This is a genomic window from Streptomyces sp. NBC_00154, assembly GCF_026342835.1.
GTDB lineage: Bacteria > Actinomycetota > Actinomycetes > Streptomycetales > Streptomycetaceae > Streptomyces.
In genome coordinates, this window is sequence record NZ_JAPEMI010000001.1 from 3,034,429 (window position 1) to 3,055,034 (window position 20,606).

Sequence of the window (20,606 nt, forward strand, 5' to 3'; positions counted from 1 at the left end):
CCGAAGCCGCGAGGTCTGCGGAACCGTGCCTCACACCCCGAGCTCGGCCGCTATTCGACCCGACCCGACGGTCCGCACCAACTCCGCATGATCCGCCTCCGTACGGTCCGCGTACGTCACCCCGAAGTCCGCCATCGCCTCGTCCAGCTCGTCGTTCTTCCCGCAGTACCCCGCGATCAGCCGCGGGTCGGCGCTGTGCGCATGGGCCCGCGCCAGCAGCGCACCTGTCATCCGCCCGTAGTCGTCGACCTGGTCGGCCGTCAGGGCCACCGGGTCCACACTCCCCTTACGGTTCCGGAACTGCCGCACCTGGAACTGCCGACCGTCCACGGTCGCCCACCCCAGCAGAATGTCGCTGACGACCTGCATCCGCTTCTGTCCGAGCACCACCCGACGTCCCTCGTGCGCCACCTCCGGCACGTCGAACCCGACGGCCGGCAGATACGGCGCCAGCGCGGACGGCCGCGCCTCCTTCACCTGCAGCACCAGCGGCTCGCCCCGGTGATCGAGCAGCAGCACCACATACGACCGGGTGCCGACGCTCCCCGTGCCGACCACCCGGAACGCCACGTCGTGGATCGCGTACCGGGCGAGCAGCGGCACCCGGTCCTCCGAGATCGTGCCCACATAGTCGCCGAGCCCCGCCGCCACCGCGGCAGCCTCCGCATCCGGCACCCGCCGCAGCACCGGGGGTGCGTCGACGAAGCGGCGTCCGCCGTCCTCGGACTCCTCCGTGGACTTGGCCGCGAAGCGGGCACTGGTGTTGTTACGGGCTTTCTGCGAGACCCGCTCCAGTGTGCCGAGCAGATCCCGCGCGTCCGTGTGCGAGACGAGCTCCTCATCGGCGATGGCATTCCAGGCATCGAGAGCGGGAAGCTTGGCCAGCAGTCGCATCGTCCGCCGGTACGCGCCCACCGTGTCGTACGCCCCCTGGCGGCAGGTGTCCTCGTCCGCCCCGGCCTCGCGCCCCGCAAGCACCAGCGACGTGGCGAGCCGCTTCAGATCCCACTCCCACGGGCCGAACACGGTCTCGTCGAAGTCGTTCAGATCGATGACCAGGCTGCCCCGCGCATCGCCGTACAGCCCGAAGTTGGCCGCATGCGCATCGCCGCAGAGCTGGGCGCCCACCCCCGTCACGGGTGTGCCCATCAGGTCATGGGCCATCAGCCCGGCCGAGCCTCGCAAGAACGCGAACGGCGTGGCAGCCATCCGCCCCACCCGGATCGGCGCGAGGCCGGGGACGCGGCCCCGGCTCGAATCCTCGACCGCCTGCACCGCGTCGGGCCGGCCGACCGGAAGGACAAGGGAGTCGTGCGAGGCCCTGGGCACCCGGTCACGCAATGCCTTGCCGGCCTCTCGGGGCGACCGCGGCGCACTCTGCTCCGGCACGGCCACGCGCCGTGCAAACCCGGGCACGACCGGAATGCGCGGGCCATCCGTCACAGCCCGCTGCACCGGCACCGTCGCCTCGAACTGATCCATGGCACGCAGCCTCCCCCGCCCTCGACCGGCGTCCTTGTCCAACATCAACTGGCGACGACGGTACCGCCGTCCGCCAACAGGCGTCTGCCCCTGTGGAAAACCAGGGCAGACGCCTGTGGACAACGTCCTGCCCTGGTCAGACGCCGACGGTCTCCTCGAGCTCTTCCTCCAGCTCCTGGCCAGCCTCCGTCTCGGACCGACGCCCGGCCTCGGACAGGCTCTCCGCCCCGGAACGGCTCGCTGTCACCGACCGGCTCTCCGCCCCGGCCCGGTGTTGGGACCCGACCGCGCCCTGGGCATGCGCGGCGACGCTCCGCCGCTTCGCTTCGGCCAGCCCGGCCACGCCCATCACGGCCAGCCCCGCCACGAACCACAGCGTGAGCACCAGCACCTGTCCGCCGAGCGCGTACCCGCCGAAGTACACATGGCTGCGCACACCCTCGACAAAGCCCGCTCCGTTCCAGAAGGCGTGCAGCGAACCGAAGAAGCCGGGCTGCAGTTCGGGCCGGAAGATGCCGCCGGAGCTGGTGAAGTTGAGCATCACGAACAGCACCATCACGCCGAGCGTGGTCCACCGCTTCAGGAACGTGTGCAGCCCGACCCCGACCAGCAGGATGCCCGCCGAGTAGAGCCATGCCATCGCCCAGACACCGCCGAGCCCGTGATCCACCAGTCCGAACAGCGGTCCCGCGAACGCCGCACCGATGGCGCTCACCGCCAGCGATGCGCCGACGACCAGCGCCGCCCTGATCCGCAGCGCCAGCGCCGCGCCCGCGCCACCGATCACCGCGACGGATGCGTACGACCCGATGCTCACCGCGACGAGCAGGAAGAAGATTCCCTGGCCGGTCGGATCGCCGTCCGCGGTCGGCGCCGTGTCCGTCACCTTCAGCGGGTCGCCCTGTGCGGCCGCCACTTTCGTGAAGACCTTCTCGGCCACCGTGGCGCTGGTGTCCGAGGAGGCGGTGGCCACCAGCAGCTCGGGGTGCTTCCCCGGCAGGTAGGCGCCGTAACTCTTCTGTGTCTTCAGGTGGTTCACCGCAGTGGCCCGATCGGCGACGGTACGCACGCTCAACGCCCCGTCGCCCTTGTCCTGCAGCGTCTGCGCGAGCACCTGGGCCCTCGGCCCCGCCCCCACCACGTCCACCCGCAGGTCGTGCGGTTCCGGAGCGTGGAACGCCCCCAGGTAGGCGAGCCCCATACCTATGCACATCAGCAGTGGAGTGACGAGGTGGCCCAGCACGTGACGCAGGGCGCCTGCGGTGGAGCCGGCGGCGGCACTCTGGCCTGTGGACATCGGAACTCCAATGGTTGGCTTTTACAACTCCTCTATCTGTTGTACTATACAACTGAAATTTTAGGAAGGTGAGCTCCGTGACAGGCACCCCCCGGGAACGCGAAGAGTCACTGGATGTCATTCAGCGGGAATTGACCGCGTTCGCACGCCGAGCGCGCGCCGCCGCAGCCCGTCTCCATCCCGAGCTGCCCCTGGTCTCGTACACGCTGCTGGCACACATCGACGACCAGCACGGCTGCCGCGCAACAGACCTGGCGGCGCACTACATGCTGGACAAGTCGACGGTCAGCCGACAGATCGGCACCCTGGAGAAGCTCGGCCTGGTCGAGCGCCACCCGGACCCCGCGGACCACCGCATCCAGGTGCTGCATCCCACCGAGGCCGGGACCCGGGCCCTCACCTCGACACAGGCCAGCCGCCGCGCGGCCTATCAGGAACGCCTCGCGGAGTGGACGGCGGACGATCTGGCCCGGTTCGCGGAGTATCTACTGCGCTACAACTCGTCGGGCGGGACGACCGCCCAGGACGCACCCCAGCAGCCATAGCCACAGCCCCGGCCACAAAAACTGTTGCCGGATCCTGAGCCGCTAGCAGCCGCCGTCGTCCGCGAGGTACGTCTTCGACCAGAGCGCCAGCTCCTTGAGCGCGGGCTCCATCGCGGCGCCCGCCTGCGTCAAGCGGTACGAGACCCGCAGCGGCGGCCCCTCGTCGACCTCGCGGACCACCAGCCCGGCAGCACCGAGCTCGGACAGCCGGTCCGAGAGCATGCGCTCACTAATGCCCGGAATCGCCCGCCGCAGATCGGCAAAGTGCACCGGATGCTGCATGAGTACGGAGACGATCGGGCCTGTCCAGCGCTTCCCGAACAGCTCGAAAACGCGCGTGATGCCCACGTCGACCCGCCGACACGCCTGTTCGCTGTGCTCCGCCATACACCCAGAGTACTGCGTCACTGTGCGGGACTTACGAATAGTAAGGGCCTATGCTATTACTAGGTACGCACGAAAAAGACGCCCTCCCATTCGGCCGGGCACCGTCCCTAGATATCCGTGGAGACCCCCCATGGCCACGCTCCTGCACCTCGACTCCGCCGTCTTCCCCCAGGGCTCCGCGTCGCGCGAGGTCACCGCCACATTCGTCCAGACGTGGCTCGAGCAGCACCCCGACGGCCAGGTCGTCTACCGCGACCTCGCCGCGAACCCGCTGCCCCACCTGGACGCCGCCGCGGCCGCCGCCGGTGCCGGGGACCCGCTGCGCAGCGAACTCGCCGCCGAACTGGCAGCGGCGGACGCCGTCCTGATCGGCGCTCCGATGTACAACTTCAGCATTCCGTCCACCCTGAAGGCCTGGCTCGACCAGGTGATCATCGTCGGCCACAACGCGGGCCCCGACAGCCCCGTGGCCGGCACCCCGGTCACCGTCGTCGCCAGCCGCGGCGGTTCTTACGCCCCCGGCACGCCGCGCGCAGACTCCGAGTTCGTCCAGAACTACCTGGAGAAGCTGCTCACGAGCATGTTCGGCGCCGAGGTCGACTTCATCGTTCCGGAGCTGACGCTGGCTCACTCCCAGCCGGCGATGGCCGAGCTCATCCCCCTCGCCGAAGCCTCCCGCGCCAAGGCGTTCACCGATGCCGCGGAGAAGGCCAAGGCCCTCGCCGCCCGCCTCGCGGCCTGAGCCATGCAATGAAGTGCCGGGGCCCGCGGAGTTCGACCACTCCGCGGGTCCCGGCCCTTCGTCACGCTGGTACACACCGGAACACCCACCCGGACCGCCTGAATGGGGCGTTTCACGTGAAACAACGTGCCGAATCCGCCGGGGAACGAAGAAGCCCCACAGGCCGTTGGCCTGTGGGGCTTCTCTCTTGTGCGCGAGGGGGGATTTGAACCCCCACGTCCCTAAGGACACTGGCACCTGAAGCCAGCGCGTCTGCCGTTCCGCCACTCGCGCATGAGTGGTGTTTTCAGACTCTCTCACCTGTTGGTGCGAGCGCCTGGCGACATCCGGAAGATTAGCACGCTGGACAGGGTGGATTCACATCCGTTGTTTCGCAGACGGATGCAGAACGAATGACGGACAGCGGGAACGCGCGACGACCGCCCCCACTCCTCCTCAGTGCACCCCGGGTGCGGGACACTGTCAGGACACCACCTCTACGATCCGTGTGAGAGGTGACACTCATCCACAGGGCAGACAAGGGGAACCAGCCGATTTCCCGACGCGTGGATACGATCAGTAAGCAGTACAGGGACGAGAACACCGGAGGAGGTGCCCCATGGGAGTCATGAAGCGTTTCGAGCAGCGTCTCGAAGGTCTGGTCAACGGCACCTTCGCCAAGGTGTTCAAGTCCGAGGTCCAGCCGGTCGAGATCGCGGGTGCCCTCCAGCGCGAGTGCGACAACAACGCAACAATCTGGAACCGCGAGCGAACCGTCGTCCCCAATGACTTCATCGTCGAGCTCAGCGCCCCGGACTACGAGCGCCTCAGCCCGTACTCCGGCCAACTCGGCGACGAGCTCTCCGGTCTGGTCCGGGACTACGCCAAGCAGCAGCGCTACACCTTCATGGGACCCATCAAGGTCCACCTGGAGAAGGCCGACGACCTCGACACCGGGCTCTACCGCGTACGGAGCCGCACTCTCGCGTCGAGTTCGTCACAGCAGGGCCAGCAGGCCCCTCAAGGCCACCTGGGACAGTCCGGCCACCCGGGCCAGGGGCGGCCCGCCGCCCCCCAGCCCACCGGCGGCTACGGCTACCCGCCCAGCTCCGTCCCGCCCATGCCCGCGGCCCCGCCGCCGGGCGGCGGCCGTCCCGGAGCACCCACCGCCGACCGGCGCCCGCCGGCCGCGCCCGGCATGCCGAGCGCGCAGGTGCGACGCTGGATCGAGATCAACGGCACCCGCCATCAGATCTCCCGCCCGACGCTGGTGCTGGGACGCAGCACCGAAGCCGACGTGCGGATCGACGACCCCGGCGTATCCCGCCGGCACTGTGAGATCCGGACCGGAACGCCCTCGACGATCCAGGATCTCGGGTCTACCAACGGCATCGTGGTAGACGGGCAGCACACAACCCGCGCTACGCTCCGCGACGGCTCGCGGATCGTCGTGGGCAGCACCACCATCGTTTACCGGCAAGCCGAAGGGTGAAGCGGGGGCAATGTCAGAGCTGACCCTGACGGTCATGCGGCTAGGTTTCCTGGCTGTTCTGTGGCTGTTCGTGATCGTGGCCGTCCAGGTCATCCGCAGCGACCTGTTCGGAACGCGCGTCACGCAACGCGGCTCGCGCCGCAGCGCGAGCGACGCACGTCCGCAACAGGCACGTCAATCTGCCGCGGCACCGCCGCAGCAACGCCAGCAGCCCGGCCGCCAGCGCCGGGGCGCACCGACAAAGCTGGTCGTCTCCGAGGGCACCCTCACCGGCACCACGGTGGCGCTCCAGGGGCAGACCATCACCCTGGGACGGGCCCACGATTCAACGATCGTGCTGGACGACGACTACGCGTCCAGCAGGCATGCCAGGATCTACCCCGACCGTGACGGCCAGTGGATCGTCGAGGATCTCGGGTCCACCAACGGCACGTATCTCGACCGGACCCGTCTCACCACCCCGACGCCTGTTCCGCTGGGCGCGCCGATCCGGATCGGCAAGACCGTCATCGAGCTGCGGAAGTAGTACGACAATGAGCGAGCGGAGCGAGCGAGCCGCGGCCGTCCGGGCAACGGACCCGGCCCGGCTCCCGACCGGAGGGTGGGCAGTGTGGCTCGAGACCGGCTGTACCCCGAGCCGACGGGCGAGGTGCGCATGAGTCTGTCCCTGCGCTTCGCCGCCGGATCGCACAAGGGCATGATCCGGGAGGGCAACGAGGACTCCGGCTATGCCGGTCCGCGCCTTCTCGCCATCGCCGACGGCATGGGCGGTCAGGCGGCCGGTGAGGTCGCCAGCTCCGAGGTGATCTCCACGCTCGTCCAGCTCGACGACGACGTGCCTGGTTCGGACATCCTCACCTCGCTCGGTACAGCGGTCCAGCGGGCCAACGACCAACTGCGCATGATGGTCGAGGAGGACCCCCAACTGGAGGGCATGGGCACCACGCTCACCGCCCTGCTCTGGACCGGTCAGCGCCTGGGCCTGGTCCACGTCGGCGACTCCCGCGCGTACCTGCTGCGCGACGGCGTACTCACCCAGATCACCCAGGACCACACCTGGGTGCAGCGGCTGGTCGACGAGGGCCGGATCACCGAGGAAGAGGCCACCACCCACCCGCAGCGCTCCCTGCTGATGCGCGCGCTGGGCAGCGGCGATCACGTCGAACCCGACCTCTCCATCCGTGAAGTCCGGGCCGGTGACCGCTATTTGATCTGCTCCGACGGGCTCTCCGGCGTCGTCTCCCACCAGACGATGGAAGAGACCCTCGCCAGCTACCAGGGCCCGCAGGAGACGATCCAGGAGCTCATCCAGCTCGCCCTGCGCGGCGGTGGCCCGGACAACATCACCTGCATCGTCGCCGACGTCCTCGACGTCGACAGCAACGACACCCTGGCCGGGCAGCTCAACGACACCCCGGTCATCGTCGGCGCGGTCGCCGAGAACCAGGCCGCCCAGCTCAACGACGGCGGCGCGATGGAGACCCCCGCCGGACGCGCGGCCGGCCTCGGCCGTCCCGTCCCACCGCCCGCGGGCGGCTTCGGCCCACCCGGAAGCGGTGACGGCCTCGGCTACGGCGGAATGCCGAACGGCTCCTTCGACGCGTACACCGACGACGACTTCATCAAGCCCGGCGGCGGCCGCAGGTGGCTGAAGAGGTCCCTGTACATCGTGCTCGCGCTGGCCGTCATCGGCGGCGGTGTGTACGGCGGTTACCGCTGGACCCAGAACCAGTTCTACGTGGGCGCCAAGAACGAACACGTCGCGCTGTTCCGCGGCATCAGCCAGGACCTCGCGTGGGTCTCGCTCTCGAAGGTCGAGAAGGACCACCCCGAGATCGAACTCAAGTACCTCCCGCCCTACCAGCGCAAGCAGGTCGAGGCGACCATCGCCGAGGGCAACCTGGCGGACGCCCGCGAGAAGATCAGCGAGCTCTCGACCCAGGCATCCGCCTGCAAGAAGAACGCGCAGCGCCGCGCGGCCGAGGCGGAGAGCAACGCCCGCACCGGCGAGGGCGAAGCCGGCGGCACGGGCTCGGAGGTCACCAAGACGTCCGCCCGGTCCGACGCCACCAAGACCAAGCCGACCACAGCGACTCCCACTCCCGGCCCCAGCCTCTCGGAGGAAGAGCAGAAGCTGGTCCCGCAGTGCGGTAAGCAGTAAGCCGTAGGGGAGCCTTCAGCACCATGAGCGTTGTCACCAATACGACCACGATCGGCGCGATCGACGCGCCGAGCCGTCGCAACACCGAGCTGGGCCTGATGGCTTTCGCCATCGGCATCTCGGTGTTCGCGTACGCCAATGTGGGCCTTGCCATCGACGGCGAGCTGCCCTCCGGCATGCTCGGATACGGGCTCGGCCTGATCCTCCTCGGCGGCGTCGCCCACCTCGTAGTGCGCAAGTTCGCTCCGTACGCGGATCCGCTGCTGCTGCCACTGGCGACCCTGCTCAACGGGCTGGGGCTGGTGTTGATCTGGCGCCTGGACCAGTCGCCCCGGCTGATCCAGCGGGCCGAGACCGCCTGGGGTTCCTTCAGCCCCGACGCCCCCAAGCAGCTGATGTACTCCGCGATCGGCGTCGCCCTGTTCGTCGCCGTCCTGCTGGCGCTCAAGGACCACCGGATCCTGCAGCGCTACACGTACATCTCCATGGCGGTGGCGCTGGTCCTGCTGATACTTCCGATGTTCTTCCCTCCGGTGAACGGCGCCAAGATCTGGATCAGCCTCGGCCCGTTCTCCATCCAGCCCGGTGAATTCGCGAAGATCATCATCGCGGTCTTCTTCTCCGGCTATCTCATGGTGAAACGAGACGCGCTGGCCCTGGCCAGCCGCCGCTTCATGGGTCTGTACCTGCCCCGCGGCCGTGACCTCGGACCGATCCTCGTGATCTGGGGACTGTCGATCCTGATCCTGGTCTTCGAGACGGACCTCGGTACATCTCTGCTGTTCTTCGGCCTCTTCGTGATCATGCTGTACGTCGCCACGGAACGGACCAGCTGGATCGTCTTCGGTCTCCTGATGTCCGCGGCAGGGGCGGTCGGTGTGGCCACGTTCGAGTCGCACGTCCAGCAGCGCGTCGAGGCCTGGATGGACCCGTTCGCCTGCTACACGACCGACGGCGCCTGCCAGCAGATCGGTGACGCCATCATGTCCTTCGGGTCGGGTGGCACGCTCGGCACCGGCTGGGGCCAGGGCAACTCCGACCTGATCGGCTTCGCCGCCAACGCCGACTTCATCCTCTCCACCGTCGGCGAAGAGCTCGGCCTCGCCGGAATGATGGCCGTCCTGCTGATCTACGGTCTGATCGTCGAGCGCGGTGTGCGCACCGCCCTCGCCGCCCGCGACCCGTTCGGCAAGCTCCTCGCGATCGGCCTCTCCGGCGCCTTCGCGATCCAGGTCTTCGTCGTCGCCGGCGGTGTCATGGGGCTCATCCCGCTGACCGGTATGACGATGCCGTTCCTCGCCGCCGGTGGTTCGTCCGTGATCGCCAACTGGGCTCTGATCGGCATCCTGATCCGGATCAGCGACACCGCACGCCGCCCCGCACCGGCCCCCGCGCCGTCCTCCGATGCCGAAATGACCCAGGTGGTCCGACCGTGAACAAGCCCCTGCGCCGGATCGCGATCTTCTGCGGCGTCCTCATCCTCGCCCTGCTCGTGCGGACCAACTACCTCCAGTACGTCCGCGCCGACGAGCTGAACACCCGCGACGAGAACCGCCGCGTGCGCATCGAGCGGTACGCCCATGAGCGCGGCAACATCATCGTCGACGGCAACCCGGTCACCGGTTCCGTCCTGACCAAGGGCAGCGACTTCAAGTACAAGCGGGTCTGGAAGAACGGCCCCATGTGGGCGCCCGTCACCGGGTACTCCTCGCAGGCGTTCGATGCCAACTTCCTGGAAAAGCTCGAGGACGGCATCCTCACCGGCAACGACGACCAACTCTTCTTCGACCGCACCCTGTCGATGTTCACGGGTGAGAAGAAGCAGGGGGGCAACGTCGTCACCACCCTCAACGCCGCCGCCCAGAAGGCCGCTTTCCAGGGGCTCGGCGACAAGAAGGGTGCCGTCGCCGCCCTCGACCCGCAGACCGGCGCCATCCTGGCCCTCGCCAGCACTCCCTCGTACGACCCCTCGACCTTTGCGGGCAACTCCAACGCGGACTCCAAGGCCTGGCAGAAGCTGTCGAAGGACAAGGACAAGCCGATGCTCAACCGGGCATTGCGCGAGACCTATCCGCCCGGCTCGACCTTCAAGGTCGTCACCGCCGCCGCGGCCCTGGAGAACGGCCTCTACACCGACATCGACGGCAAGACGGACTCCCCGCTGCCCTACCGGCTGCCTCAGTCGAGCGACAACCTTGTGAACGAGGGCAACATCCCGTGCGAGAACGCCTCGCTCAAGGAAGCGCTGCGGATGTCCTGCAACACCGTCTTCGGCAAGATCAGCGACGACCTCGGCAACCAGAAGATGATCGACGAAGCCAACAAGTTCGGCTTCAACAAGGAAATCTTCACACCGGTCCGCGCCGACGCCAGTGTCTACCCGAAGGACAACCGGCCGCAGAACGCCATGGCGGGTATCGGCCAGGCGTCCAACCGCGCCACCCCGCTGCAGATGGCCATGGTCGCCGCCGCGGTCGCCAACGACGGCAAGCTCATGCAGCCGTACATGGTCGCCGAGCGGCAGGCTCCCAACCTCGACGTCATCTACACCCACGAGAAGGAGCAGCTCAGCCAGCCCCTCTCGGGTGAGAACGCGCAGAAGCTCCAGCAGATGATGGAGACCGTCGTCAAGAGCGGCACGGGAACGAACGCCCTCATCGACGGCGTCACTGTCGGCGGCAAGACCGGTACCGCCCAGCACGGTCTGAACAACAGCGAGAAGCCGTACGCCTGGTTCATCTCGTACGCGAAGACCGACAGTGGCTCCCCGGTCGCAGTGGCCGTAGTGGTCGAGGACAGCCAGGCCAACAGGGATGACGTCTCCGGTGGTGGCCTCGCCGCGCCGATCGCCCGGGATGTGATGAAGGCGGTCATCGACAACAAGTAGTGACGCCCATCACATGGGGCGCCATATCTGCACATTGGGATACCGGTCAGATATCAGGTGACGGCTCTGGGCCGATCAGGTAGTGCGTGGCCGGTAGCGTATGCGCGAGCAGCACACCGCCGGACCACACACCGGTGTGGTCGGGACTGACGGAGAGGGCTGGAACAGTTATGGAAGAGCCGCGTCGCCTCGGCGGCCGGTACGAGCTGGGCTCGGTGCTCGGCCGTGGTGGCATGGCCGAGGTCTACCTCGCTCACGACACCCGGCTCGGCCGCACCGTCGCTGTGAAGACGCTGCGGACCGATCTCGCCCGCGACCCGTCCTTCCAGGCCCGGTTCCGCCGTGAGGCCCAGTCCGCCGCCTCCCTCAACCACCCGGCGATCGTTGCCGTCTACGACACCGGCGAGGACTACGTCGACGGGGTCTCCATCCCGTACATCGTGATGGAGTACGTCGACGGGTCGACGCTCAGAGAACTTCTGCACTCCGGCCGCAGGCTGCTGCCCGAGCGCACCCTCGAAATGACGGTCGGGATCCTCCAGGCGCTGGAGTACTCGCACCGGGCAGGCATCGTCCACCGCGACATCAAACCGGCGAACGTCATGCTGACGCGCACCGGCCAGGTCAAGGTCATGGACTTCGGCATCGCCCGTGCCATGGGTGACTCCGGTATGACGATGACCCAGACGTCGGCCGTCATCGGCACCGCCCAGTACCTCTCCCCGGAGCAGGCAAAGGGCGAGCAGGTCGACGCGCGTTCCGACCTCTATTCGACCGGCTGCCTGCTCTATGAGTTGCTGACGGTCCGGCCGCCGTTCATCGGCGACTCACCTGTCGCGGTTGCCTACCAGCACGTACGGGAAGAGCCGCAGCCCCCCAGCAACTTCGACCCCGAGATCACGCCCGAAATGGACGCGATCGTGTTGAAGGCCCTGGTCAAGGACCCGGACTACCGCTACCAGTCGGCCGATGAGATGCGCGCCGACATCGAGGCCTGCCTCGACGGCCGTCCGGTCGCCGCCACTGCGGCGATGGGCGCGGCCGGCTACGGCGGCTACGACGGGTACGGGCAGGACCAGCCGACCACGGCACTGCGCGCTGCCGACCAGCACGGCGCCCAGACCTCCATGCTTCCCCCGGTCAACCCGGACGACGGCGGCTACGGACACGACGACCGCCCGGACCGCCGGCGCCAGAAGAAGAGCAACACCTCGACGATCCTGCTGATCGCCGCGGGCATTCTGGTGCTGATCGGCGCGATCCTGATCGGCAGATCCGTTTTCAGCGGCGGCAACGGCGACAGCGGCAAGGTCGACGTGCCGAACATGGTCGGTTCGACCTTGGACGACGCAAACGACCTCGCCAAGAACGCCGGCGTCATCCTCAAGGTCGGCTCGCGCGAACCCTGCGAGGACCAGCCCAAGGGGAAGATCTGCAGCCAGAGCCCCAAGGACGGCCAGATGCAGGAGAACGAGACCGTCACGGTCGTCGTCTCCACCGGTGCACCGAAGGTCGAGGTCCCGGACGTCACGAATCAGTCCGAGGACGACGCCCGCAAGACACTGGAGGAGAAGGGCTTCACGGTGACGGTCGTCGCGTCCGAGTCCGCCGACGCGGAACCCGGCACCGTGCTCGACCAGAAGCCCAAGGGCGGCGCGAAGGCTGAGCGGGAGTCCGAGGTCAAGATCACGGTCGCCAGGGAGAAGACCCAAAACATCCCCCCCGTGGTCGGCAGGTCGTACGACCAGGCCGTGGCCCAGCTCAACGGTGCCGGCTTCCAGAACGTCTCGCAAACCCCCGTCGACTCGGAGAAGCCGGCGGGTGAGGTCATCGAACAGACCCCTTCGCCGACGGACGGCAAGAAGCCGCTGGACACCCCGATCGTCCTGAAGGTCTCCAAGGGCCCCGCCCAGCCGGAGCAGGTCACGATCCCCGGCGACATCTACGGCAAGCGGTACCAAGATGTGAAGGCCCAGCTCGAAGGCATGGGTCTGGTGGTCGCGCTCGCCCCCAACTCGGTCGACAAGCCGGGCGCCACGGTGTTGAACAGCAACCCGCCCCCCAACAGCCCGGTAGCCAAGGGCAGCACGGTCAACCTCTTGACCGTCGGGGGCGGCGGCGGGGACGGCAATATCTTCGGCGGCCCGTCCGGCTTGACGAACTGACCCTCAGAACACCGCACCACTCATCGGGCCCCGGCACCGCAACGGTGACCGGGGCCCTTTGCTGTGCCTACCGCGCTGCCTCCTGCCCGGCATACCGCACACACAGCCGCAAACCGATCGTGTCTTCATATGTGCTGATTCGTTGATCCTTTGGGGCGGGATATCGAGGTCCGCCCACCGCGGAGACCGCGAAAGGACATGAACGTGATCAATGAGGTTGCACTTCTGGAATCACAGGCGCTTCGGCAAGGCCTGGCTGAACGCACAGAGGTACTCGACCGAGTCAAAACGCTGTCACTGCTGCCCGACGGCATACATGTGACAACCGCAATGGTCGCCACGTATTTCGGGGTGGGGATCAAGGCCATCCGGTCCCTGATCTTCGATCATCGAGAGGAGCTGACAGCCAACGGCTATCGCGTATTGACAGGTACAGAACTGAGCTCCTTCAAGGAACTCAGTGGGATCAAGTCACGCACACCCACCCTCGCCATCTTCAGTCGGCGCTCAATCCTCAACGTAGCCATGCTGCTCCGCGACAGCGAAATCGCACGTCAGGTGCGTACGTACCTCCTCGACACGGAGTACGCCGCACGGACTCAGCCTGTGGATAACTCTGTCCACAGTCCCTCCGCTGACCTCGACGACCGCATCGACGGCCGCATCACCCACATCCTCGGCAAGACCGTCGTCCCCATGCTCAACGCTCTCATCGAGACCTCGGGCGAGCAGCGCAGGGATCTCATCTCCGCGCGCGCGGACATCCACCGCGTGCAGCGCAAGCTGGCCCAGCACGAACAGCGGCTGCATCGAATGGAGCGCACCCGGGAGCAGCGGCCGCTCGCCGGGGTCATGGCGTCGATGGACGCCATGAACTGGCGGGAGTTCGAGCAGCACATCGCAAGCCTGCTGCGTCGTGACGGCTGCACCGGCGTCGAGATCCACGGCGGCAGCGGCGATCGCGGCGCCGACATCACGGCGTACACCGCCGACGGGCGGCGTCTCGTCGTCCAGTGCAAGAACTTCGCGCCCTACCGCTCAGTGTGGAGCGGCGAGATGCAGAAGTTCGTCGGTACCAAGACGCTGCACCAGGCAGACGTGGCCGTGTACGTGGCGACCTGCCCGTTCTCTCGCGAGGCCCTCGACATCGCGCTACAGGTCGGCGTCACCGCCGTACACCGCGGCCTGCTGGAGGCCTGGAGCGCGGGCGCAAAACTTCAGGTGCTCAGGTAGTAGCCACGCGCAGAAGGCCCGAAGTCGCAAAGGATAGTTGCGACTTCGGGCCTGACCCATCGTAACGGCTAACGCAGCTCCACCGGTTTCGTACGGTCCTTGTCGACCTTCTCCGTACGCACCAGTTCGCCCCACACGATGTACCGGTACCTCGACGTATAGACCGGCGTGCACGTCGTCAGCGTGATGTAGCGGCCGGGCTTCTTCACGCCCGCTTCCTTCGGGATCGGCTGGAGCACCTTGACGTTGTACTTCGACGTCTGGGGAAGCTCCTTGAAGACCTTGTAGACGTACCAGGTGTCCTTGGTCTCGAAGACGACCGCGTCGCCCGTCTTCACCTTGTCGATGTTGTGGAACTTCGCCCCGTGCCCGTCGCGGTGCGCCGCCAGCGTGAAGTTGCCCTGCTTGTCCCAGGGGAGAGCCGACTTCACCGGGTCCGTGTAATAGCCGGCGATGCCGTCGTTGAGGTTCTTGGTGTCAGTGCCCTTCTTGACCAGCACCTCGCCGTTCTTCATCGCGGGTACGTGCAGGAAGCCGATGCCGTCCTTGGTGTCGAGGGCGCCCGGTCCGTCGGCCCAGCGGTCGCGGACGGTGTGTCCCTGCTTCTCGGCCTCGCGGTCGGCGAGCACATTGGTCCACCACAGGGAGTAGACGACGAACAGGCCCAGCACCAGGCCTGCAGTGATCAGCAACTCACCGAAGAGACTGACCGCGGTCGCCACGCGGTGACGGTCCCTGCTCCGCACCGGGGGCGCGGACTCGTCGGTCTGTTCTTCCTGCTGCTGGGTCCTCGCTGCCACCGCACCCGTCCCTGTTGTAATGATGTTCAGCCGACGAGCGCGTCGGGCTTTCCCTTGCTGCGCGGCCGTTCGTCGACCATCTTGCCCCAGACGATCAACCGGTACGTACTTGTGAATTCGGGCGTACAGGTCGTCAGAGTGATGTAGCGGCCGGGCTTTGTGAAACCCGATCCGGGTGGCACCGGTCCGATCACGGAGACGTTGGACGGCGACGTCTGCGGAAGGACGCTGGTCATCTCGTACGTGTAGTACGCGTCCTGCGTCTCGACCACGATCGGGTCGCCCTTGCGCAGCCGGTTGATGTAGCGGAACGGTTCGCCGTGCGTGTTGCGGTGACCGGCCAGCGCGAAGTTGCCCTTCGCGGCCGACGGCATCGCCGTACGGAGCGCGCCGTCGCCGTAGTGACCGACCATGCCGCGGTCGAGGACCTTCTCCTTGCTGGTGCCCTCGGCGATCGGCGCGACCACATCGAGTTTCGGGATGTGGATGATGGCGAAGCCCTGCCCCGGCTCGAACGCTCCGGGCTTGCGGTCGCCCTTCGCCCAGTCGTCCTGGATCTTGTGCGTCTCGTTGCCGGCGAACTGGTCCGCGCGCACATTTGTCCACCACAGCTGGTATGTGACGAACAGCAGCATCAGCACACCGAGCGAGATGAACAGCTCGCCGACGACCCGGCTGGCGACGACGGCGGGGCTGTCCTTGGCCGCGCGGGCGGCGCGCCTCGCCTCGACGCGCGTCAGCGGTCTCCCGTCCGGCGCCGTCGATTCCGACCGGCCTTCCGGCCGCGGGTCGGCGCGTCGACGGCCGCGCCCCTTGGCAGCGCGCCGGCGCTCGGCGCGGCCGCCGGCGGGTGGGTCCGTCCGCGGTCCGGGTTCGGCCGGCTCCGAGCGGGAGTCGGCAGCCGCCGTACTGTCCGCGTCGGGCTCCGGTGCGTACTCGGACACGTACTGCGGCTCCGCCCCCGGTCGCAGTGGAGGTGCGGGTGGAGGCATCGCACGATCGGCCGTGCGCCGGGGGTCGGCCGTCCGCAGACCGACCGTCTCGTCGTTGAGGGGGAGCGGCTGAGGCGAAGACGCCGTGACGGGCTCCTGCTGCCCGTACCAGTCCCGTTCGTACCCCTCGGGGTCGTACCACTCGCGCGGCGGCCCCTGGGGCTCTTGAGCCCCTTGCGACGCCTGTGGCTGCCCGCCCTGCGCCGCCCCGGTGTCGGCCCCCTCCGCCGGAGGGCTCTCCCCCTGGAACCACGGCGAGGCGTGCTGCCCCGGCAGCGGATCGTTCAGGGGATCCGCCAACTGGTCGACTGCCGCCTCGAACGCGCCCGTGGCCTCGTACGCATGTTGCTCGTACGGGCCGTCCTGTCCGGGGTCGTGCTCGGGACGGAGTGCGGTCACGCGACGGCCTTGCCCACCACCGGCGCGAGCCCCACCGACCTCGCGACAGCGCCCGCATCACCGCACTGCGTCAGCCAGTTGGCCAGCATCAGATGGCCGTACTCCGTCAGCACCGACTCCGGATGGAACTGCACGCCCTCGACCGCCAGGTCCCGGTGGCGCAGGCCCATGATGATGCCGTCGGCCGTGCGCGCCGTGACCTCCAGCTCCTGCGGGATCGTGTCCGGTTCGGCGGCGAGCGAGTGGTAGCGGGTCGCGGTGAACGGGGACGGCAGTCCGGCGAAGACGCCCTTGCCCTCGTGGGTCACCGGCGACGTCTTGCCGTGCAGCAACTCCGGGGCGCGGTCCACCACACCGCCGTATGCCACGGCCATCGACTGCATGCCGAGGCAGACACCGAAGACCGGAACGCCGGTCGCTGCACAGTGGCGCACCATGTCGACGCAGACGCCGGCCTGCTCGGGGGTGCCGGGGCCGGGCGAGAGCAGGACGCCGTCGAAGCCGTCCTGGGCATGGGCCGTGGTCACCTCGTCGTTGCGCAGCACTTCGCACTGGGCGCCGAGTTGGTAGAGGTACTGAACGAGGTTGAAGACAAAACTGTCGTAGTTGTCGACGACAAGGATGCGGGCGCTCACTGGCCGGCCCCCGTTCCGCTCGTGCCGTCGACCGTCACGTCGCCGAACGGGAGCAGCGGTTCGGCCCACGGGAAGACGTACTGGAAAAGCACATAGACGACGGCGAGCGCCAGGACGAGCGAGATGAGCCCGCGCACCCACACATTGCCCGGCAGATGCTTCCAGATCCAGCCGTACATGCTGTCCCCTCCATTCGGTACGGGACCAGACTAAAGGGCCGGGGCTTGGGCGTGGGTCAGCTGTGGAAAGCTGCGGGTCTGCCGTCGGTCACAGGCTGGGTCGCGTCGAGATGCGCCCAGGCGATCAGCCGGTGGCTGCTGCCCCATTCGGGGTCGCAGGTCGTCAGCGTCAGATAGCGTCCGGGGCCGTCGAAGCCGGACTTGCGGGGGACGGGGTCGATCACACCGGTGTCGCTCGGCACGGTCCGGTAGGGCTCCCTGTCGATTCGGTACGTGAACCATGTCGTGCCGTCCGTCACGATCACCGCGTCGCCGGGGCGCAGTTTCGGGAAATCCTTGAAGGGGTCCCCGTACGTTCGTCGGTGTCCGGCCACGGCAAAGTTGCCTGTCGCGCCCAGGGAGGCGGTTCCCCGGTAGTGACCGAGGCCCTTCTGCAACGTCCTGACCTTGGTGTTCTCCAGGATGGGCCACTCCCAGCCCTTGCCGAGGCGAGGGATGTACAGCATCGCGAACGCCTTCCCGTCCGGGTACGCGGCGGGTGCGGGCGGCGCGGGCACGGTGGAAGTGGGCGCATTGGCGGTGGGCGAGGGCGACACCGTCGGCGCGGGTGCGGACACGGCCCCGTGAGCCCACCGGTCCTGAAGGCCGTCGATCTGCCCCTCGGTCGCGCCGGCGGCCTTCACTCCGGTCCAGAACAGCACGTACACCACAAAGAGGATGATCAGGGCGCCAACGGTGATGCACAGTTCGCTGAACGTCCTGACGATCAGTCGCACCGACACCGGTCGGCCTCCCCGGAACCGCTCGCTACTTCACCGGCTTCGCATAGTGGAGATCCACTGTGCCCGAGTAGCCGGGAAGAGTCACCGCCTCGCGCTCGTCGACTTTCCAGCCCAGCCCGTACGCCTTCACGTACAGCAGGTAGTTCTGGATCGCCGGGGAGTTGTCGAGGGCCTTCTTGAGGCTGTCCGGGTTGCCGACCGCGGTGATCTTGTACGGGGGTGAGTAGACCCGGCCCTGCAGGATCAGGGTGTTGCCGACGCAGCGCACGGCACTGGTGGAGATCAGTCGCTGGTCCATGACCCGGATACCGCGGGCGCCGCCCTGCCAGAGAGCATTGACGACCGCTTGCAGATCCTGCTGGTGAATGACCAGGTCATTGGGTTGCGGGTCGGGGTAGCCGGGCTTCGCGGTGGCGTCCGGCGGGGCATCGTCGAGGGTGACGGCGACGGCCCGGCCGGAGAGCTTGGTGGTGCCCGCCTCCCGCTCCAGCGCCTTGAGCCTGGCGTCCTCCGCCTTCGTACTGCCGTCGTCGCGCTGGGCGAGGGCGTCGATGTCGTCGCGCAGGGATGCGTTGGAGTCGTCGAGCGCCGCGTTCTTCCCGTTGCGCTGCTGGATCAGGTCGGAGAGCTTCAGCAGCGAGGAGTCGGTGCGGATGTTGGTGCCCTTGGCCGTGTTGGCGCTGGTGACGAAGATCAGTCCGGCGAGGGCGAAGACGGCAGCGGTGAGCACCCGGACCGGGTGCCTGAAGGGGCGCCGGACCGGCCCTTGGGGAGAGTCGGCAGAATTGCTCAACGTACCCTTATCTCCTTCGGCGCCGCGGAAGCACTACGCTAACGGACGCCCGGGGGAGGCAGCATTCCCCCTCGCGCCCCGGCGCCAGCCATAGTTCCCTGCGCGGTCACGCAGCGCATCGACAGGAGAGTTCCTCGTGCCGAAGTCACGTATCCGCAAGAAGGCCGACTTCACGCCGCCCCCGGCGAAGCAGGCAACCAACATAAAGCTGACCAACCGCAGTTGGGTGGCGCCGGTGATGCTGGCGTTCTTCCTGATCGGTCTGGCCTGGATCGTCGTTTTCTATGTGACCGACGGCGATCTGCCGATCAATGCGCTCGGGAACTGGAACATCGTCGTCGGCTTCGGCTTCATCGCCGGCGGCTTCGGCGTCTCCACACAGTGGAAGTAGCTCCACCTCGTACCCGGCACCACAGCTGACCCCGGTATTGCAACCCTTGCCCTGAGTTACCCACAGCGTTATCCACAGGCGGGGGAAAAGGTCAGACGATCTGTGGATAACTCCCTGGATGTTGACGCCGGTGTGACTGCAGCCTCCCCCATCGAGGGGTGGCACGCCCCTTGTCCGGGCTGGAAAAACCCAGCTCAGCGACAAGGGGCACAGTTGTACCCACAGAATGCACAAGATCACACCCCTGCTGTGGACAACTGCACGAAGGGCGACCTCGGCCGGTCCCCGATCACCCCTGTGATCAGGTCAGTGCGGCCGTTCTGGCGACCACGATGAGGATCACCGCCGCCAGGACCAGCGCACAGGTGCCGTACTGCACCAGCGCACGCCGCCCGCGCGGTGCATGCACCATGGCGATGGCGATCACCGTGCCCGCGATCAGACCGCCGACATGCGCCTGCCAGGCGATTCCACCCCAGGTGAAGGTGAAGAGCAGGTTCAGCGCGAGGAGCACGAGGACCGGCCGCATGTCGTAGTTCAGGCGGCGCATGAGCACGGTGGTGGCGCCCAGCAGACCGAAGATGGCGCCGGAGGCACCGAGCGAGGGCTGATTCGGTGCGGCGAGCCAGTAGGTGAGAGCGCTGCCCGCCAGGCCCGAGAGCAGATAGAGCGCGAGGTAGCGGGCGCGCCCGAGCGCTGCCTCCAGGGGGCCGCCGAGCCACCACAGTCCCAGCATGTTGAACGCGATGTGCCACACCTCCTGGTGCAGGAACATCGATGTCACCAGCCGGTACCACTGGCCCTCCGCAACACCCTCCGGCGGGCCGCCGTAGTAGAGGTTGGCCCGGCCGAAGAGCGTCAGGTCCTGGAGCAGCGATCCCTTCACGTGCACCACGATGAACAGGGCGATATTGAGAGCGAGCAGGATCTTGGTGACCAGCCGGGGGTCGGCCGCGACGCTGCCGCCGGCGAGGGTGCGCGGCTGATTGGCCGCCGGTCCGTGCCCCGTGCCGGATCCCTGGCGGACGCAGTCCGGACACTGGAAGCCGACCGAGGCGCTGACCATGCACTCGGTGCAGATCGGGCGGTCGCAGCGGGTACAGCGGATCCCTGTCTCACGGCCCGGGTGGCGGTAGCAGCCGAGCGGGCCGTCGGTGGCGGCGGACTGGTCCCGGCTGCCGGGCGGCTGCTCGTCCATCGGTCCCATCACTTCCTGGTCCCCTCGGTATCTCTCGTGAGCGGCAGCGCGCACAAAGCCGCCCTGC

20 protein-coding genes and 1 tRNA gene are annotated in these 20,606 nt (G+C 67.8%); 10 read left to right on the plus strand and 11 right to left on the minus strand.

The genetic code is table 11. The features are described 5' to 3' along the window. Positions 1-30: 30 nt before the first annotated feature. Positions 31-1,482, minus strand: coding sequence for a DUF2252 domain-containing protein (locus tag OHA03_RS13590; protein WP_267004028.1), 1,452 nt, complete (start codon positions 1,480-1,482; stop codon positions 31-33). Between the two features lie 136 nt (positions 1,483-1,618). Beyond that, the gene (locus OHA03_RS13595; protein ID WP_267004030.1) at positions 1,619-2,779 is read right to left on the minus strand and encodes a hypothetical protein; all 1,161 of its coding nucleotides are present in this window, start codon (positions 2,777-2,779) and stop codon (positions 1,619-1,621) included. A 77-nt stretch (positions 2,780-2,856) separates the two neighbouring features. Here OHA03_RS13595 and OHA03_RS13600 point away from each other — a divergent pair, with 77 nt between their 5' ends. Continuing rightward, positions 2,857-3,324 carry a MarR family winged helix-turn-helix transcriptional regulator gene (locus OHA03_RS13600; protein ID WP_267004032.1) on the plus strand — a complete coding sequence of 156 codons (468 nt, stop codon included), beginning with the start codon at positions 2,857-2,859 and terminating at the stop codon, positions 3,322-3,324. Between the two features lie 42 nt (positions 3,325-3,366). Here OHA03_RS13600 and OHA03_RS13605 read toward each other — a convergent pair whose 3' ends face one another. Next, complete coding sequence (locus tag OHA03_RS13605; protein ID WP_030972465.1) at positions 3,367-3,711, minus strand: helix-turn-helix domain-containing protein; 345 nt, start codon at positions 3,709-3,711, stop codon at positions 3,367-3,369. Positions 3,712-3,841: 130 nt separating this feature from the next. Here OHA03_RS13605 and OHA03_RS13610 point away from each other — a divergent pair, with 130 nt between their 5' ends. Further along, positions 3,842-4,453 carry an FMN-dependent NADH-azoreductase gene (locus tag OHA03_RS13610; protein WP_030972462.1) on the plus strand — a complete coding sequence of 204 codons (612 nt, stop codon included), beginning with the start codon at positions 3,842-3,844 and terminating at the stop codon, positions 4,451-4,453. Between the two features lie 190 nt (positions 4,454-4,643). Here the strand turns inward: OHA03_RS13610 and OHA03_RS13615 are convergent. Continuing rightward, positions 4,644-4,726: transfer RNA gene (locus OHA03_RS13615), tRNA-Leu, on the minus strand. Positions 4,727-5,051: 325 nt separating this feature from the next. On the opposite strand from OHA03_RS13615, the gene OHA03_RS13620 reads away from it, so the two are divergent. The 7 genes from OHA03_RS13620 to OHA03_RS13650 all read left to right on the plus strand — a co-directional run bounded on the left by OHA03_RS13620 (position 5,052) and on the right by OHA03_RS13650 (position 14,370). Continuing rightward, entirely contained in the window at positions 5,052-5,924 is an 873-nt protein-coding gene (locus OHA03_RS13620; RefSeq protein WP_267004036.1) for a DUF3662 and FHA domain-containing protein, read from the plus strand. A 10-nt stretch (positions 5,925-5,934) separates the two neighbouring features. Then, positions 5,935-6,450 carry an FHA domain-containing protein gene (locus OHA03_RS13625; protein WP_030930391.1) on the plus strand — a complete coding sequence of 172 codons (516 nt, stop codon included), beginning with the start codon at positions 5,935-5,937 and terminating at the stop codon, positions 6,448-6,450. Positions 6,451-6,579: 129 nt separating this feature from the next. Then, positions 6,580-8,085, plus strand: a complete 1,506-nt coding sequence (locus OHA03_RS13630) for a Stp1/IreP family PP2C-type Ser/Thr phosphatase (RefSeq protein WP_267004041.1) — start codon at positions 6,580-6,582, stop codon at positions 8,083-8,085. 23 nt (positions 8,086-8,108) lie between these two features. Then, positions 8,109-9,521, plus strand: coding sequence for an FtsW/RodA/SpoVE family cell cycle protein (locus tag OHA03_RS13635; protein WP_267004043.1), 1,413 nt, complete (start codon positions 8,109-8,111; stop codon positions 9,519-9,521). Beyond that, a complete protein-coding gene (locus OHA03_RS13640) occupies positions 9,518-10,972 on the plus strand; it encodes a penicillin-binding protein 2 (RefSeq protein ID WP_267004045.1) in 1,455 nt (484 codons plus the stop codon). Before OHA03_RS13635 ends, OHA03_RS13640 begins: the two co-directional genes overlap by 4 nt. A 170-nt stretch (positions 10,973-11,142) precedes the next feature. Next, positions 11,143-13,137 (plus strand): Stk1 family PASTA domain-containing Ser/Thr kinase, encoded by a 1,995-nt coding sequence (gene pknB, locus OHA03_RS13645; protein WP_267004047.1) that lies wholly within the window; start codon positions 11,143-11,145, stop codon positions 13,135-13,137. Positions 13,138-13,335: 198 nt separating this feature from the next. Next, positions 13,336-14,370 (plus strand): restriction endonuclease, encoded by a 1,035-nt coding sequence (locus OHA03_RS13650; protein WP_267004049.1) that lies wholly within the window; start codon positions 13,336-13,338, stop codon positions 14,368-14,370. A 68-nt stretch (positions 14,371-14,438) separates the two neighbouring features. On the opposite strand, the gene OHA03_RS13655 is transcribed toward OHA03_RS13650, so the two are convergent. Genes OHA03_RS13655 through OHA03_RS13680 form a run of 6 tightly spaced genes read right to left on the minus strand, consistent with a single transcriptional unit; the run spans position 14,439 to position 18,950 of the window. After that, entirely contained in the window at positions 14,439-15,170 is a 732-nt protein-coding gene (locus tag OHA03_RS13655) for a class E sortase (RefSeq protein WP_267004051.1), read from the minus strand. Between the two features lie 26 nt (positions 15,171-15,196). Next, entirely contained in the window at positions 15,197-16,561 is a 1,365-nt protein-coding gene (locus tag OHA03_RS13660; protein WP_267004053.1) for a class E sortase, read from the minus strand. Further along, a complete protein-coding gene (locus OHA03_RS13665; RefSeq protein WP_030930417.1) occupies positions 16,558-17,196 on the minus strand; it encodes an aminodeoxychorismate/anthranilate synthase component II in 639 nt (212 codons plus the stop codon). The genes OHA03_RS13660 and OHA03_RS13665 overlap by 4 nt, the downstream gene beginning before the upstream one ends. Continuing rightward, the gene (locus OHA03_RS13670) at positions 17,193-17,375 is read right to left on the minus strand and encodes a hypothetical protein (RefSeq protein WP_030930420.1); all 183 of its coding nucleotides are present in this window, start codon (positions 17,373-17,375) and stop codon (positions 17,193-17,195) included. The genes OHA03_RS13665 and OHA03_RS13670 overlap by 4 nt, the downstream gene beginning before the upstream one ends. A 56-nt stretch (positions 17,376-17,431) precedes the next feature. Further along, positions 17,432-18,157 (minus strand): class E sortase, encoded by a 726-nt coding sequence (locus OHA03_RS13675; RefSeq protein ID WP_267004056.1) that lies wholly within the window; start codon positions 18,155-18,157, stop codon positions 17,432-17,434. A gap of 25 nt (positions 18,158-18,182) precedes the next feature. Beyond that, positions 18,183-18,950, minus strand: coding sequence for a DUF881 domain-containing protein (locus OHA03_RS13680; protein ID WP_267004058.1), 768 nt, complete (start codon positions 18,948-18,950; stop codon positions 18,183-18,185). 136 nt (positions 18,951-19,086) lie between these two features. On the opposite strand from OHA03_RS13680, the gene crgA reads away from it, so the two are divergent. Continuing rightward, positions 19,087-19,341, plus strand: coding sequence for a cell division protein CrgA (gene crgA / locus OHA03_RS13685; protein ID WP_267004060.1), 255 nt, complete (start codon positions 19,087-19,089; stop codon positions 19,339-19,341). A 301-nt stretch (positions 19,342-19,642) separates the two neighbouring features. Here the strand turns inward: crgA and OHA03_RS13690 are convergent, their stop codons facing one another. Continuing rightward, positions 19,643-20,539, minus strand: coding sequence for a rhomboid family intramembrane serine protease (locus OHA03_RS13690; RefSeq protein WP_267004062.1), 897 nt, complete (start codon positions 20,537-20,539; stop codon positions 19,643-19,645). Positions 20,540-20,606: the final 67 nt, after the last annotated feature.

Bases quoted from the DNA above. Each gene is read 5' to 3' on its own strand.
- OHA03_RS13590 (WP_267004028.1), bottom strand. From the start codon at position 1,482: ATGGATCAGTTCGAGGCGACGGTGCCGGTGCAGCGGGCTGTGACGGAT.
- OHA03_RS13595 (WP_267004030.1), bottom strand. From the start codon at position 2,779: ATGTCCACAGGCCAGAGTGCCGCCGCCGGCTCCACCGCAGGCGCCCTG.
- OHA03_RS13605 (WP_030972465.1), bottom strand. From the start codon at position 3,711: ATGGCGGAGCACAGCGAACAGGCGTGTCGGCGGGTCGACGTGGGCATC.
- OHA03_RS13610 (WP_030972462.1), top strand. From the start codon at position 3,842: ATGGCCACGCTCCTGCACCTCGACTCCGCCGTCTTCCCCCAGGGCTCC.
- OHA03_RS13620 (WP_267004036.1), top strand. From the start codon at position 5,052: ATGGGAGTCATGAAGCGTTTCGAGCAGCGTCTCGAAGGTCTGGTCAAC.
- OHA03_RS13625 (WP_030930391.1), top strand. From the start codon at position 5,935: ATGTCAGAGCTGACCCTGACGGTCATGCGGCTAGGTTTCCTGGCTGTT.
- OHA03_RS13630 (WP_267004041.1), top strand. From the start codon at position 6,580: ATGAGTCTGTCCCTGCGCTTCGCCGCCGGATCGCACAAGGGCATGATC.
- OHA03_RS13635 (WP_267004043.1), top strand. From the start codon at position 8,109: ATGAGCGTTGTCACCAATACGACCACGATCGGCGCGATCGACGCGCCG.
- pknB (WP_267004047.1), top strand. From the start codon at position 11,143: ATGGAAGAGCCGCGTCGCCTCGGCGGCCGGTACGAGCTGGGCTCGGTG.
- OHA03_RS13650 (WP_267004049.1), top strand. From the start codon at position 13,336: ATGAACGTGATCAATGAGGTTGCACTTCTGGAATCACAGGCGCTTCGG.
- OHA03_RS13670 (WP_030930420.1), bottom strand. From the start codon at position 17,375: ATGTACGGCTGGATCTGGAAGCATCTGCCGGGCAATGTGTGGGTGCGC.
- OHA03_RS13690 (WP_267004062.1), bottom strand. From the start codon at position 20,539: ATGGACGAGCAGCCGCCCGGCAGCCGGGACCAGTCCGCCGCCACCGAC.